This is a genomic window from Bartonella sp. AP4SXKL, assembly GCF_042195845.1.
In the GTDB taxonomy this organism is placed as follows: Bacteria; Pseudomonadota; Alphaproteobacteria; order Rhizobiales; family Rhizobiaceae; genus Bartonella.
In genome coordinates this window covers 57,412-70,215 of sequence record NZ_JBHIPA010000008.1, presented here as the reverse complement: position 1 = coordinate 70,215, position 12,804 = coordinate 57,412, and the positions used below count along the sequence as shown (strand labels likewise).

The 12,804-nt window shown below is 38.5% G+C and carries 11 protein-coding genes, 1 other RNA gene and 1 pseudogene; 4 read left to right on the top strand and 9 right to left on the bottom strand.

Features of this window, described 5'->3' with window-relative positions; all coding sequences use genetic code 11:
• The first annotated feature begins 385 nt into the window (after window positions 1–385).
• Window positions 386–2,293, top strand: a complete 1,908-nt coding sequence (gene traG, locus ACFIMI_RS05555; protein WP_375692316.1) for a Ti-type conjugative transfer system protein TraG — start codon at window positions 386–388, stop codon at window positions 2,291–2,293.
• A 792-nt stretch (window positions 2,294–3,085) separates the two neighbouring features.
• Window positions 3,086–3,549, top strand: a pseudogene (locus ACFIMI_RS05550) (helix-turn-helix domain-containing protein).
• A gap of 343 nt (window positions 3,550–3,892) precedes the next feature.
• Here the strand turns inward: ACFIMI_RS05550 and ACFIMI_RS05545 are convergent.
• The 4 genes from ACFIMI_RS05545 to ssrS form a co-directional block, all read right to left on the bottom strand.
• Entirely contained in the window at window positions 3,893–4,714 is an 822-nt protein-coding gene (locus ACFIMI_RS05545) for a TIGR00282 family metallophosphoesterase (RefSeq protein ID WP_375613599.1), read from the bottom strand.
• An 18-nt stretch (window positions 4,715–4,732) separates the two neighbouring features.
• The gene (locus ACFIMI_RS05540; RefSeq protein WP_375613632.1) at window positions 4,733–5,338 is read right to left on the bottom strand and encodes a 5-formyltetrahydrofolate cyclo-ligase; all 606 of its coding nucleotides are present in this window, start codon (window positions 5,336–5,338) and stop codon (window positions 4,733–4,735) included.
• 120 nt (window positions 5,339–5,458) lie between these two features.
• Window positions 5,459–5,632: a hypothetical protein gene (locus ACFIMI_RS05535; protein ID WP_375675213.1), complete on the bottom strand. Its 174-nt coding sequence runs from the start codon at window positions 5,630–5,632 to the stop codon at window positions 5,459–5,461.
• Window positions 5,633–5,889: 257 nt separating this feature from the next.
• Window positions 5,890–6,050, bottom strand: a non-coding RNA gene (gene ssrS, locus ACFIMI_RS05530) — 6S RNA.
• A gap of 180 nt (window positions 6,051–6,230) precedes the next feature.
• Here ssrS and ACFIMI_RS05525 point away from each other — a divergent pair.
• Entirely contained in the window at window positions 6,231–6,398 is a 168-nt protein-coding gene (locus ACFIMI_RS05525; RefSeq protein WP_375692315.1) for a hypothetical protein, read from the top strand.
• Between the two features lie 470 nt (window positions 6,399–6,868).
• Here the strand turns inward: ACFIMI_RS05525 and ACFIMI_RS05520 are convergent, their stop codons facing one another.
• The 3 genes from ACFIMI_RS05520 to ACFIMI_RS05510 all read right to left on the bottom strand — a co-directional run bounded on the left by ACFIMI_RS05520 (window position 6,869) and on the right by ACFIMI_RS05510 (window position 9,699).
• Complete coding sequence (locus tag ACFIMI_RS05520; protein ID WP_375611659.1) at window positions 6,869–7,654, bottom strand: tetratricopeptide repeat protein; 786 nt, start codon at window positions 7,652–7,654, stop codon at window positions 6,869–6,871.
• A 157-nt stretch (window positions 7,655–7,811) separates the two neighbouring features.
• Window positions 7,812–7,937 carry a type B 50S ribosomal protein L36 gene (gene ykgO / locus ACFIMI_RS05515; RefSeq protein WP_004863016.1) on the bottom strand — a complete coding sequence of 42 codons (126 nt, stop codon included), beginning with the start codon at window positions 7,935–7,937 and terminating at the stop codon, window positions 7,812–7,814.
• 1,381 nt (window positions 7,938–9,318) lie between these two features.
• Window positions 9,319–9,699 carry a hypothetical protein gene (locus ACFIMI_RS05510; RefSeq protein WP_375613596.1) on the bottom strand — a complete coding sequence of 127 codons (381 nt, stop codon included), beginning with the start codon at window positions 9,697–9,699 and terminating at the stop codon, window positions 9,319–9,321.
• Between the two features lie 1,008 nt (window positions 9,700–10,707).
• Between ACFIMI_RS05510 and ACFIMI_RS05505 the strand changes: the two genes are divergently transcribed.
• The gene (locus ACFIMI_RS05505) at window positions 10,708–10,854 is read left to right on the top strand and encodes a hypothetical protein (RefSeq protein WP_375692314.1); all 147 of its coding nucleotides are present in this window, start codon (window positions 10,708–10,710) and stop codon (window positions 10,852–10,854) included.
• 220 nt (window positions 10,855–11,074) lie between these two features.
• On the opposite strand, the gene ACFIMI_RS05500 is transcribed toward ACFIMI_RS05505, so the two are convergent.
• Together ACFIMI_RS05500 and purE are read right to left on the bottom strand one after the other, a co-directional pair.
• A complete protein-coding gene (locus ACFIMI_RS05500) occupies window positions 11,075–12,223 on the bottom strand; it encodes a 5-(carboxyamino)imidazole ribonucleotide synthase (RefSeq protein ID WP_375692313.1) in 1,149 nt (382 codons plus the stop codon).
• Window position 12,224: 1 nt separating this feature from the next.
• Complete coding sequence (gene purE / locus ACFIMI_RS05495; RefSeq protein ID WP_375610656.1) at window positions 12,225–12,722, bottom strand: 5-(carboxyamino)imidazole ribonucleotide mutase; 498 nt, start codon at window positions 12,720–12,722, stop codon at window positions 12,225–12,227.
• Window positions 12,723–12,804 lie beyond the last annotated feature (82 nt).

The window sequence follows — 12,804 nt, the reverse complement described above, 5'->3', positions numbered from 1 at the left end:
TCTAAAAACACTTAATATGGAAAGTTTTACATGCCTTATATCACGGCTCTAAACAACAAGGTTTTACGGCACAACATGATAAACCGCGCTTTTTTTCAGTGAACACTAATGCGTATTGTTATTGGTTTTTTTTCTGTTAAGAAGCATATACAGTGTCGTAAAAGAGTTAAGTAAGAAATTTAAATAGCGCGTGAAGCATCAAAGAAACTTTGGAAAAATTCTTGAAAAAATTAGTTTAGGGGAGCTTTTTATAAAAGCCCGTCTTAGAAAGGCAGATAAGTCTTTCATCTTAAGATGGTTTGCTTTACGTTTCAAAACTTGATAAAAATTCAAAAACTTCGAAAAAAATAGGAAGAGAAGCTTTTTCTGGTATGCAGGGGGGAAAATGGTCAATAAATTAGACAAAAAACAGATTATATTTTTAGCATTGCCACTCATCTTTTCAATCATTGTAGCTTTTTTGGTCAATATAACCATCAATAACATTACAGAAAATGGAACGACGCCTGATGCTTATTGGTTTGTAAGATCAAAGCCACTGGATATTTTAATCCTTATTGCACTTTCATGTTCTTCATTCATCTTATTACAAAAAAGGCATACCAGAAAAAATATCATTATTTCATCCATGATCATCTTTGGTTTGTTTGCAACTTATTATAGTGCAAATGAATATATCAGACTTAGTCCCTATGTAGGTCAAAATAATATGACATGGGCGGATGTTTTTCCTTTCTTTGATAGGATGGTTTTAGGGGGTGTTGTTATTGGCGTTATTATCCTTGGTTACACGATAAAACTATCATTACCTAAAGCTTCACCTTTGAAAATTTCAAAAAATACGATCTTTGGTGGTGTTCAATGGATGAGTATGAAACGCCTTGAAAAGATTTTTCCTCGTGATGGTGAAGTCGTCATAGGAGAACGCTATAGAGTCGACAAAGATATTGTTAAAGATGTCCCTTTTAATCCTAAAGACAAAACAACATGGGGAAAAGCTGGTAGCCAGCCATTGTTGACATACAAACTCAATTTTGATTCAACCCATATGTTATTTTTTGCTGGTTCTGGTGGTTATAAAACAACCAGTAATGTTATTCCAACTTGTCTCAAATATTCCGGTCCACTGATCGTTTTTGACCCTTCAACTGAAATCGCTCCAATAGTTAAAGACGCAAGGGAGGATTTTAAAAGAAAAGTATACGTTCTTGGCCCCCATGGTTCTTCAACAGAAATTTTTAATCCTTTAGATTGGCTGTTAGATGAAAATCTCCCCCTTTATGAAAGAGAAGCGGGTGTGGTTGAAGTTGCTAGACTCCTTCTTTCTGAAAACTACAAATCAATTTCGACAGACCAATTCTTTGTATCACACGCACATAATTTGTTAACAGGAATACTTGCGCATGTGGTCTTTTCTGATGAATACACATTACAGGAAAAAAATTTAAAAACCCTTCATACGATCATGTTAATGCCAGAACCGTCTGTGATTGGAAAATTGCGTTCCTTACAGGCTTCATCGCCATCCCAATTTATTCGTGAAACCCTTGGCGTTTTTACAAATATGGCGGCGCAAACTTTCTCAGATGTCTATTCTACTGCTGCAAAAGATATACAATGGCTTTCCCTCTCTAATTATGCAGATCTTATCAGTGGTCATGATTTTAAAACTAATGATATAACAAAAGGAGATATCGATGTTTTTTTAAATATCCCCTCAAAAATTTTAAAATCTTATCCAGGTGTTGGGCGTGTCCTTGTTGGCTCTTTTCTCAGAGCTATGGAAGCTGCTAATGGTAATTATGCAAAAAGAGCGCTTTTTATTTTAGATAATGCTGATCTTTTAAGATATATGAACATTTTAGAAGAAGCGCGTGATCGTGGACGCAAATATGGCATATCTCTCATGCTTTTTTACGAGTCTGTAGAGCAAATAGAACGTTATTTCGGTTCGTTAGGCGTTATGACATGGTTTGAAAATTGTGCTTTTGTAAGCTATGCCGCAATAAAAGATATTAAAACTGCTGAAAATATATCTAAGGCATGTGGTCAAATGACCATTGAAGTGAAAGATTCAAGCATAACTCTGGGAACATCAGGTATAGAAGGAACAGAGCATTTAAGTTTGCGACAAAGACCCTTAATATATCCACATGAAATAACACAAGAAATGCGAAAAGACGAACAGATTATTCTCGTGCAAGGAGAGCTCCCTATCCGTTGTGGACGCTCTATCTATTTTAGACGTAAGGATTTAACAGCTCTTGCTAATGAAAATAGCTTTTCTTCTTAATAAAGCACTTGTTTTTAGTTAAAATGAATAAAGTATTGTTGTATTTTTGGATGATATAATTAGAGATAAATCATTTTTATAATACATATTTTATAATATAGTGGCTTGAAAATGGGGGAGTCATAAACGATCTTTCTGCTAAGAATATAAACACCAAAAAAATTAAGACATAAAAAGAGTATCTTATCAATTATAATGCGTGGGGTGTTCAACATAACACGTAGAATATTCGTTTGGATATTTAAAACAATACGTAGAATATTGGCTGTGATATTTAAAAGGTTGCTTTACGCAATCTTCCTTATTTTATTATTCATTCGTAAACCAGTTTTTGCCTTCTTAAACTTCTTTGTTGGTGGCTTGGTTTTATTCCTATTTTTCTTTTTTGGGGATACACAGCGAGAGTTGCACCCTATGAACACCAAACAGCAATGGTCATTGGTTTTGTTATCATGATATTTCTTTGCTTGTTTGCTAATGATGTCTATGAAAGGTTTTTACTACGAGCTAATACGTCTAGCATCTCTTGATTATGATCTTATACCTATTTCAATAAATAGAGCTCACTTCGTTCACACATAATTTAATCAAAAATGAGAGGTTATCTGCCTCTTATAAAAATACAAATAAAGACTGTTTTAAATTTTATTGTTAATCTTCTCCAATTCCTTTATACCTTAAAGGGTGACTTTGGTCGTCTACGCAGCGATCAGTAGGGTCTGAAAGCCCTAAAGTTCGATCATAAAATGAACCTACTCTTGTAGGTATCCCGGAATTCTGGGAGTTTTTGCTATGTCTAGGTGCTCTCTAGCACTAAAAGCAAAAAAGCTGACTGAACTCAGTGTTTTTGACTCCCGGAATACGCATAAGAGGCGCTCGCAACCGGCAGGGGAGCTTGAAGTGAAAGCTAAAAATCCACACTTTAACGACATTTCGATAGGCAGAAAAATTCGCTTTAAAAGAACAATGCTTGGAATGTCGCAAAAGAAATTAGGCAGCCAGTTAGGTGTGACTTTTCAACAAATCCAAAAATATGAAAAAGGCTCTAATCGTATAGGAGCTGGGCGTTTACAGGAAATTGCTGATATTCTCAATGTTCCTATTGCCTTTTTTACGCTGATCTCTCGACAAAAGAAAATGTCTTGTATTGCTGTGATGAAAGGATTTCAAGTAAAGAAGAGCACATCCTTTTGAAAAGTTTTAGAGAGCTCAAACCTAAAAAGCAAAAAGCAATTTTAAGATTAAATTTTCGTTAGAATCAAAAAAAGATTAAAGAGGCTCTTGCTAAATAATAAATTATTATATAAAGCTTTTTCTAGAGAAGGGGGTTAGCATTTCTCCTCCCCCCCCCCCCGCAGAAATGTCCAAATAAAACCTCCTTCTCATCGTTTTAAAAATCACGAAAAATTTTATCCTTTATCCTTTATTTTTTTTAAAAGAGTGACTTATTTGTGCTAGAAAAGTTGCTGTATTAGGTAAATTGGAGGGCGGGGTGTTTTTAGTAGGGATTTGGGAAGGGCTGGAAAAGTCGTCTTGCCAAATAGAGTTCTCAAAAGAAAATCTTGGAAAGAAACTATCAAAGAGGTGGCTTAAAAGAAGCTACCAAAAATCCGGAACTTCAGGCTTTAAATGAGGACCAATCCGTACCGCTGAGACCTTTTCTGCTAAACCGGTGCGATCTGAAATCTCAACCGCTAAACCACAAAGGGTGGCAGGACCACATGCCGGTTCAAAACGATCTTGCTTCGTCTTATAAAGAAAACGGTGTAAGGGTTCTTCTTTATCCATTCCAAGAGATGAATTATAATCTCCACACATGCCTGCATCTGTTAAATAGGCGCTCCCACCTTCTAAGATCTGCGCGTCAGCCGTGGGAATATGCGTATGGGTGCCAACGATAACACTCACACGACCATCAAGAAAATGGCCAAAACATTGCTTCTCGCTTGTCGTTTCTGCGTGAAAGTCAAAAATAATCGTATCGGCTTGCTCCATCAACGAACAGGCAAGCAGAATATTTTCCGCTGTTTCAAATGGATCTTCTACTTTACACGGCATAAAAACGTTGCCCAACAGATTGGCGACAAGAACACGGGCGCCATTTTTTGCCGTAAAAACACCAGAACCTTTTCCAGGAGTTTCTTTCGAAAAATTGGCAGGGCGTAAAAAACGATCACTCTCATGGGCATACTGCAATGCTTCTTTGTGAGAAAAAGCATGATTACCTGTGGTGACAACATCAACACCGGTTATCAAAAGATCTTGATACGTTTCTTGTGTGAGACCAAAACCACCAGAGGCATTTTCACCATTTACCACAACAAAATCAAGCTGCCATTTCTCAATCAGTTGAGGAAGGTGTTCAAAAACAGCTTTACAGCCTGTGCTACCAACAATGTCACCTAAAAATAAAAAACGCATAGGCGCTTTAATCACATTTTAACATTTTAAGAAACCTTTTTCTGTAAAAATTCCTTGTACCTGTAGATCATGTTCTGCTGCGGGAATAGAGGAAACCTCCTGACATGAAAATCCTATGCCCCATAATGTCATTTGATGCCCTTGTTTTTCAAGAGCTGCAACAGCACGGTCATAGTATCCTCCTCCATAGCCAAGACGGTGACATTGACGATCAAACGCAGAAAGCGGAACAATAATATTATTGGGGGCAACAACGTCATTGTCTGCACCCGGACCAAAGGTGCCAAAACGCATGGGCTCTAAAATCGTGCTGGGCGAAAATGCACGGAAAATCATGGTGGTGGAATCAAGAACTGCTGGTAAGGCTAAATGCCCACCGCGTAACGCTACAGCATCCAGTAAAGGACGCGGGTCAATTTCCGATTTAATGGGCCAATAGCCTGCTAAAATGAGGCGTGAAAAATCGGTTCCCTTCTTTTCAAGGTATTCAATAAAGTGGCAACAAGCACGCTGCGAAAAGAGTGCACGCTCTTCTGTTAAAAGAGCATCACGACGCGATAAACCGCTTTTGCGTTGCTGTGTGCGAAGGGATGAAGCAGATTCATAGAGGGGATTATTTGTCATTGTCTCGTCAATTGTTTTATAAGATGCTGGTATTTTATCCATTGTTGGCGTTTTGTAAATCTCTGTTAGGACAAGAGCTGTGCTCATGAAAAAAAAAGCATGAAAAAAAGTGTGTGCTCTTTAGGGGGTATTTTGGTGCGACAAGCCGCTTTTGCGTTGCTGTGTGCGAAGGGGTGAAGCAGATTCACAGAGGGGATTATTTGTCATTGTCTCGTCAATTGTTTTATAAGATGCTGGTATTTTATCCATTGTTGGCGTTTTGTAAATCTCTGTTAGGACAAGAGCTGTGCTCATGAAAAAAAAAGCATGAAAAAAAGTGTGTGCTCTTTAGGGGGTATCTTGGTGCAACAAGCCGCTTTTGCGTTGCTTGCGTGCGAAGGGGTGAAGCAGATTCACAGAGGGGATTATTTTGTCAGTGCTGTCTGTTTTATAAAATAAAGCTTATCGTAATTTTTATTTCTTGAAAAGAGAGTATCGTCATTGGTCTTATGTAAAAGGACGCTCTCAATTTTAGCTGGAAAAATTTGATGTAAAAAAGTTATATAAATAAAGGGTGATCCACAACAGCCGATGGAAAAAGCTGATCCCGGGAACCTATACAAATAGGTGGGCGCCATATGAAAAAGCCCACGGGCTTGATCAGGGACAGCTCCCTTGGAGATCATTAAGGTCTCAGGAATACGTTATTTCCTGTCGAGAAGCGCAGAACACCCTCCTTAAATATAAAACAATTTCAGAGTTTCTGCTAGGGATAAAATAACCTCGCTCTCTTCTTTTTCATAAAGTATTTCAGGAGAGTTTTTATAACCTTGCTGGTGGTTGCTCGAAATGGCTGTATGATGGATGGCTTATTCAAAGTAAAAAAGCAAAAAATATGAGTGGGGGTGGGTGATTGAGTGACGTAGAACGGTTTATTGGCAATGGCTTGATTAGCTCTTTTGCGACAATGCTTGATTTTTATGTTTCGGGGGTAATGCTTGGAGGAGTTTTGAAAGGAATATTTCTTATTCAAGGATGTTGGTTGAATTGGTGTTGCACCTTTGAAGTTTTTGCTTTGTGAAGCCATATTTCAGGGCTGTTTTATCAACTTTGAGGGGTGGAGGAGAGCCGATACGGTATGTGCTGCTATGGTTTGAAGCTCATAAATAAAAAACAGACGATGACAGTTTATCAGAGGCGCTAAGCGATGTTGTAAGCTTTTTTCAAAAAGTATTTTTTGAGGATCGTGTTTACAATTTTTTTTTATCCATGATGGAAGGTGTGAAAAGAAGAAACGGCTGAAGAGGACTTAGGCGTGAAGCCCGTATGCTTGCTATGAGAAGAAATTCTGTAAGGGGCATATTGGCAGTGTTTGGAAGATGCCTTCAATACAAAAAAGGTCCAAATTCAAAAAAAGGCACTGTGAATTGTGTGGGGGGGTGATGGTGTGGTTATAAGCAGGGGCAGTTTATTGAGTGGAATGTGAAGCCGGCTTGCGTCTTATCTAGGTTTGAAAGGATGCCGTAAAGCGCGTCTCGTTCTTGAATGGTTTTAAAGAGCTTGGGGTGATTGTTCGTCTAACAGAGCTTGCACGCGCTTTTGAATCCTGCGCATTTGTGGATAGTAATCCAATGCTGTTTCATAAGCTTTAAGAGCAAGTTTTGGACGCTCCGTTGCTTCCATGACAACGCCAAGTTCAAAAAAAGCACTATAATTGCGCGGCTCAAGTTCAAGAGCATGGTTGAGATCAAGCAGGGCAAGCTTGAAATCGTTCAGTTGAATGTGAATCCAAGCGCGTCTTATCCAAGCTTCAGAATGAGTAGGTAAAAGTGCAAGAGCATTGTCAATATAATCAAGCGCAAGTCCATAATCGTCGCTGTTGAGTGCATTTTCAGCCCATGACATTAAAAGATCAATCGTCTCACTCCCCGATTGGGACCATAAATGTTGAAGTTGTTGACTGATCTTTTTCGCTTTAGCAACATCAGCACAATATTTCAATTCTTTGAGTAAACGTGAAATTTCTGCTTCTTTGCGTTGCTTAACTCTGTCAACATGGGAAAGCTGCTCTTTGTCAAGATCTTCAAGAATAACCGCCGAGGAATCAGAATCGGAGGGCGTTGAGGAAGGGGGAGGAGAATTGGGAATAAGATCATCTAATGGTAAAAGCGATTGTGGAGAAGGCCGATCTTCAGGAAGAGAAGGAGGATTTTGCCCATAGCTCGAGGGAACAAAACAAAAAACACCAACAAAAAAAAGAAAAAACGCACGCTGAAAAATACAGAAAAAACGCAGCTGAAAAAATCGAAAGGCTTTTAAAAAAATAGAAGAATCCATAAAAACAAGCCCCCAAAAGATAAATCACCAAATATTATCAAATACTAGACTTGTAATCAACGGACTTATAACCAAAAAAACGCAAGAAAATCTTTTTAAGCCTACAATCAAAGTAGGCATAAAAACATTGATCCTAAAGAAATTAGTCCTAAAAGAATTAGCCCTGACGTGCTCTAAAACGTGGGTTCGTTTTATTAAGAATATAAACACGACCCTTACGACGCACCAAACGATTGTTACGGTGGCGCTCTTTTAGTGCTTTAAGCGAATTTTTAATTTTCATCATATTCACCGTTTAAATAGTTTACGTAACACAATACTATAATACAATATTAAAACACGAAAATACAATATTACAACCCCAATAGACTGCTTACTCTATGAGCATTGCATTGCGATATCGTACTTGCATGATAACATCACACGATACACTTTTTCACTGTGATCACAAAAAGAAAAGCGCACTCTTAAGGTACGCATTAACCACTTCATTAGCACAACGATAAGTGAAAATTGCAAAAAAGTAGGAGAGATTTAACAAGAAGTCTTATTCTTGTCAAGGGTATATCCCTTACAAATTCCTTAGGGTGTGTTAATGGTTGCCTTGAAGGTAAAAATTTTCTCGTAAAAAAAGGACACAAAAAAGCACAAAGAGTGGAAAAAAGTAAAAGCTTCCTATTTGTGAGAAAATAATCCTGTTTTTTCGTAAAATATCATCGTTTAGTAAGGCTCATGTAAAATTTATAACATGAGGTGTTTTTTGTTCGTGTGTGAGGATATTCTTAAGGCTTATTCTTAAAACCTAAAAAATAAACCGCATGATGATGACGAAGATGATGAATTGATAAGGATAAATTTCTATTGTTCAGAGAAAACATAGTAAAATAAGAGTTTCGCATAGTCTTAAGGTTTTCTCATTGCAAATCTGTGTATCTTTAAGCATAGCATTCGCTGCTTGCATATCACAAGCGGGATTGATCTATGGTAAAGATACTTGAAGATAAGGAATAAAACGGTCTTTTATGAATGCTTTCAAATGCTAAGAGTGTTGTAACATTGGAGACTGGCAAAGCGGTATGATGAGGTTGGCGTTTACGCTTCATAAGTTTAAAGAGGGTGGTGCACTATGAATGTTTAAGTTATTATCGAGAGTTTTTATGCTCTATGACCGGGGCTGCTGTTGTGAAGTGGTGGCAATGTGCATTGGCCAAGTGTTTCTTTAAAACAAGTGCGTAAATTGGCAACACAAGTGTCTTCTGTTTGAGGCTTTTTATTTTACGTGAGGGGTGAGAGGATGTTTGGTTTGGGAATGGATAAGCTTAGTGCTGTAATCATATCCTGTAATTATATCTTTGACGTGGAGATCAGGGACGGAGCGGAGCGCTCGGTACTTTTAATGAGGGATTAAATCTGTGCTGTTAGAGTGAAAGATTATGCATAAATTTCTCTTTTAAGGCAATAGTTTATGATTTTTTGCAACCCTATTATTTCTACGTGGGTGGAGTGCTGGATATTGTCAAACGGAGGGGGAATTCAAATTATCCGGTGAGGGAACCAGTATAGTGAGAATATACTTTGGCTCTTGAATGTGGATAGTTTGAATTCCTTTTAATATCCATGCTGTAGAAAAATTTGACCTTCCCAAGGGTGGTCTATGATGATGTTTATTGAAAGAGTGAAAGGTTCACATTGTCTGGCGATAAACGTAATAAAAGCATGTCATAATACCAATTTATATACATGTTGCAAATGCCAAAGAGAGCTGACGTAATGATCATTGGTATCCCGATCGATAGGGGTAATGACTCTCTTCCTACTGCGAGGTATGTTAGACAAAGAATTCCTGCCATTAATAAAAAGCCTATCGCTAGGATTTTCGTTACGAAAACAATGGGTTTACGAAAGGTTAAAAGAAAGAGGAACAACATATGTCTAAATGGACCCCCTTTACGTTTTTGAGGAGGAACAGACTGTGCCTCATTTAAAGTTGCTTCCTTATTTTCATTGTTTTCATCTTTGAGTTTGTTTGAAGAGATACCCTCCATTATTTTCCCCTTTTGTATGGTATTTTTGCTATAAAAAGATCTAAGTTTATGCTGAACGTTAATCACATATTAAGATAAGATACAAGCGAAATTATTTTATTATTGTTAGAAGTGAAGTATTTTTTCGCATAATGAGCGTTTTAAAGGCAATGATAGTGTTAAAATAATAGTATTAAAAAGTATAGTTTAGCTTTATCAGGATAATAAAATAAACATTTATATTTATAAATTATTAGGTGCTCTTGAAATAAGCTTGGATTGAGAAAAATTGTGGGAACTTCATGAAGCGCTGGTCTGTTGGGGGTGACGAATGTCATTGCTGAGCAGAATTAGAGAGTTACAGACAATCTCTTATGGGTGGTTAAGAATATGCGTAAACAAAGTGCGTTTACGATAAGGGGAGTTCATAAAGAATTGTGCGAGATGCAATAAAAAGATGCCATAAAATCAATGCGCATTATACGGTGGTGATGTGCCTTATAATTCATTATCTTAACAGGATTAAAAGGTGAGAAAATTGATGCACTAAAAAAGGGGAGGGTTTTGTGAGAGAAGAAAAATTGATCTGAAAAGAAGAAACTTAAGCCTTTGGGGAGAAGTTCAGGAAACCTTTTCGAGGAATGTGTTGGGGGGAATTAACGAAAGGAGAAAATCTTCTATCCGTTGAAGGAAAAAGAGAGAGGAGAAAAAGAAGAAAGTTGCTATGCTGGAGGGGGCTATCGTCTGGCTGATATTGGGCCGAATTCTCGAGAGTTGTTTGGGGAGAGTAATACGTTTTACCTCTTTGCAGCGATTTTATGGAAAACAAAACGATGCTTTTGTGAAAATGCTTTTGTGAAAAAATGAACATAAGAAGAGAAGCTAGAGACAATAAAAGCGCAATCATGGGGATTGGTATCTATGGGGTGCAATAGATCAGTCTATTTCTTAAAGATTGGCATTAAAAGAAAAATGAAGGGGCTGCGTATGTTATAGGGGAATATTTATGCTGTGGGAGGTGGAGGGGTAGTGAAGTTGGGGGCTGGTGGATTATTTTTAGCCGAGGGGATATTTTTGAGAAAAGGAAGGGGAGAAGAGCTAGGGGGTGGAGTTGAAGGGTTGGGAGCGCTTGTTGTACTGCTTGGATATTGGTGTGGAGTGAAGCTTTGTTTTTGAGGGCGGATGAGATGTTCGTGTAGGATGAAGCGGTTTGGAGGGGGAAGAGGTGATGTTTTTAAGAGAGAAGGAGCTTGTAGGAGGGCTTCACGCCCTTTCAGGGGAGAATTAAAAGGTTAGGGGCGCTTTTGAAGCCGATGGATATCGGTGTGGGGGGAGAGGTTGTTTTTTCAGTTCATTTAGGGGAAAAGTGTGAAAAAGTATTTGTATATATGTGGGCTTAAGATTTGTTGGCTGGTCCCAGTAATTGGATGATATGCCCCATTTTGCGGTTGGGGTGAACAGTGCTTTTGCCATATAAATGGATCGAGGTGCGCTCTTGCTTCAGAAAATATTTTAACGTGCTAAAATTGTTACCAAGAAGATTGGTCATTTGGCAATCGCTATGGCGATAGGGACTGCCTAAGGGAAGTCCGCAAATAGCACGGATATGCTGTTCAAATTGTGAAGTTATGCATGCCTTTTGTGTCCAATGACCAGAATTATGGACACGCGGTGCTAATTCATTCACTAAAAGATGACCATTCGTTAAGACAAAAAGTTCAATACAAAGAACACCAACATAATCGAGGGCATCCATGACTGTTACACTGATTTCTTGAGCTGCTTTTTGCACGTCAAGTGGAATATGTGATGGAACAAAGGACTTATGAAGAATTCCATTTTTGTGTTGATTTTCAGGGCAGTCATAAAAAATATGTTCTCCTTGTTTTGTACGTGCCGAAAGAACCGAAATTTCCGATAAAAAAGGGACTATTTCTTCTAAAATACAAGGCTGTTCCTGAAAAGTCCTTAAGGCTTCGTCAAGGGTTTGTTCATCTGGGTGATCAAGCTTGATCTGGTTTTTTCCGTCATAACCAAAACGACGCGTCTTTAAAAGACCACGTCCGCCTAAGGTATCAAGAGCGGAAAGAAGAGAAGAAGAATTGTCAACAGCGTGCCATAACGCGGTGCCAATCCCTTGATCACGCAAAAATTGCTTCTCAAAAAGTCGATCTTGCGTGATCTCTAATGCTTTGGAAGAAGGATAAACAGGCTTACTCTTTTCTACATATTGAACCGTTTGAAGCGAAAGATTTTCAAATTCATAGCTGACAACATCACACTGAGAAATAAAATGATCTAAAGCTGATATATCGTCATAGGAGGAAACAATATGGTTGTTTGCTGTTTGAGCGGCTGGGCAATCGGCTTCAGGGCAAAAAATAACGGTTCGAAATCCTAATTCTGCGGCCGCTATGGCGAGCATCCGCGCTAATTGTCCCCCCCCGATTAAACCAATGACGCTGCCTGGAGGTAACATGGTGTTGGCTAAGGTGGTGTTGGACGAGGTGGTGTTGGCTGAGGTGGTGTTGAAAAACGGTGCCATTTTAAACCTCCGTTACAGGCGTTTGGGCGACATTGGCTGTTTGTTGTTGACGCCAATCTTCTAATCGTTGGGCGAGATCATGGTCATAAACGGCCATAACGGCTGCGGCTAAAAGTGCTGCATTAATTGCACCTGCTTTGCCAATTGCTAATGTGCCGACGGGTATCCCTGCTGGCATTTGCACGATTGAAAGCAAAGAATCTTGACCAGAAAGAGAGTGAGAATGCACTGGAACGCCAAAAACAGGAAGAGGAGTAAGGGCTGCTAACATACCTGGAAGATGCGCTGCACCCCCCGCACCGGCAATTAAAACTTTAAACCCTGCTTCTTTTGCTTCTTTTGCAAATTGATAAAGGCGTTCAGGAGTTCGGTGTGCTGAGACAATATGCGAACTATGAGAAATACCAAGATTCGTCAAAATATCTGCACTATGGCACATCGTTTGCCAATCCGATTGGCTCCCCATTAAAATCGCCACATCACATGATTTTTTCATCATTCTCTATCCTTTTCAAAGGTTCAATGCGATTCTTTATCATTATTTTTTTTAAAGTTTTATATTCTTTTTGCAAAGCCAATTG

Coding starts and splice junctions, on each gene's coding strand:
- ykgO (WP_004863016.1), bottom strand. CDS start 7,937: ATGAAAATTAAAAATTCGCTTAAAGCACTAAAAGAGCGCCACCGTAAC.
- ACFIMI_RS05500 (WP_375692313.1), bottom strand. CDS start 12,223: ATGGCACCGTTTTTCAACACCACCTCAGCCAACACCACCTCGTCCAAC.
- ACFIMI_RS05520 (WP_375611659.1), bottom strand. CDS start 7,654: ATGGATTCTTCTATTTTTTTAAAAGCCTTTCGATTTTTTCAGCTGCGT.
- ACFIMI_RS05545 (WP_375613599.1), bottom strand. CDS start 4,714: ATGCGTTTTTTATTTTTAGGTGACATTGTTGGTAGCACAGGCTGTAAA.
- traG (WP_375692316.1), top strand. CDS start 386: ATGGTCAATAAATTAGACAAAAAACAGATTATATTTTTAGCATTGCCA.
- ACFIMI_RS05535 (WP_375675213.1), bottom strand. CDS start 5,632: ATGAGCACAGCTCTTGTCCTAACAGAGATTTACAAAACGCCAACAATG.
- purE (WP_375610656.1), bottom strand. CDS start 12,722: ATGATGAAAAAATCATGTGATGTGGCGATTTTAATGGGGAGCCAATCG.
- ACFIMI_RS05510 (WP_375613596.1), bottom strand. CDS start 9,699: ATGGAGGGTATCTCTTCAAACAAACTCAAAGATGAAAACAATGAAAAT.
- ACFIMI_RS05540 (WP_375613632.1), bottom strand. CDS start 5,338: ATGACAAATAATCCCCTCTATGAATCTGCTTCATCCCTTCGCACACAG.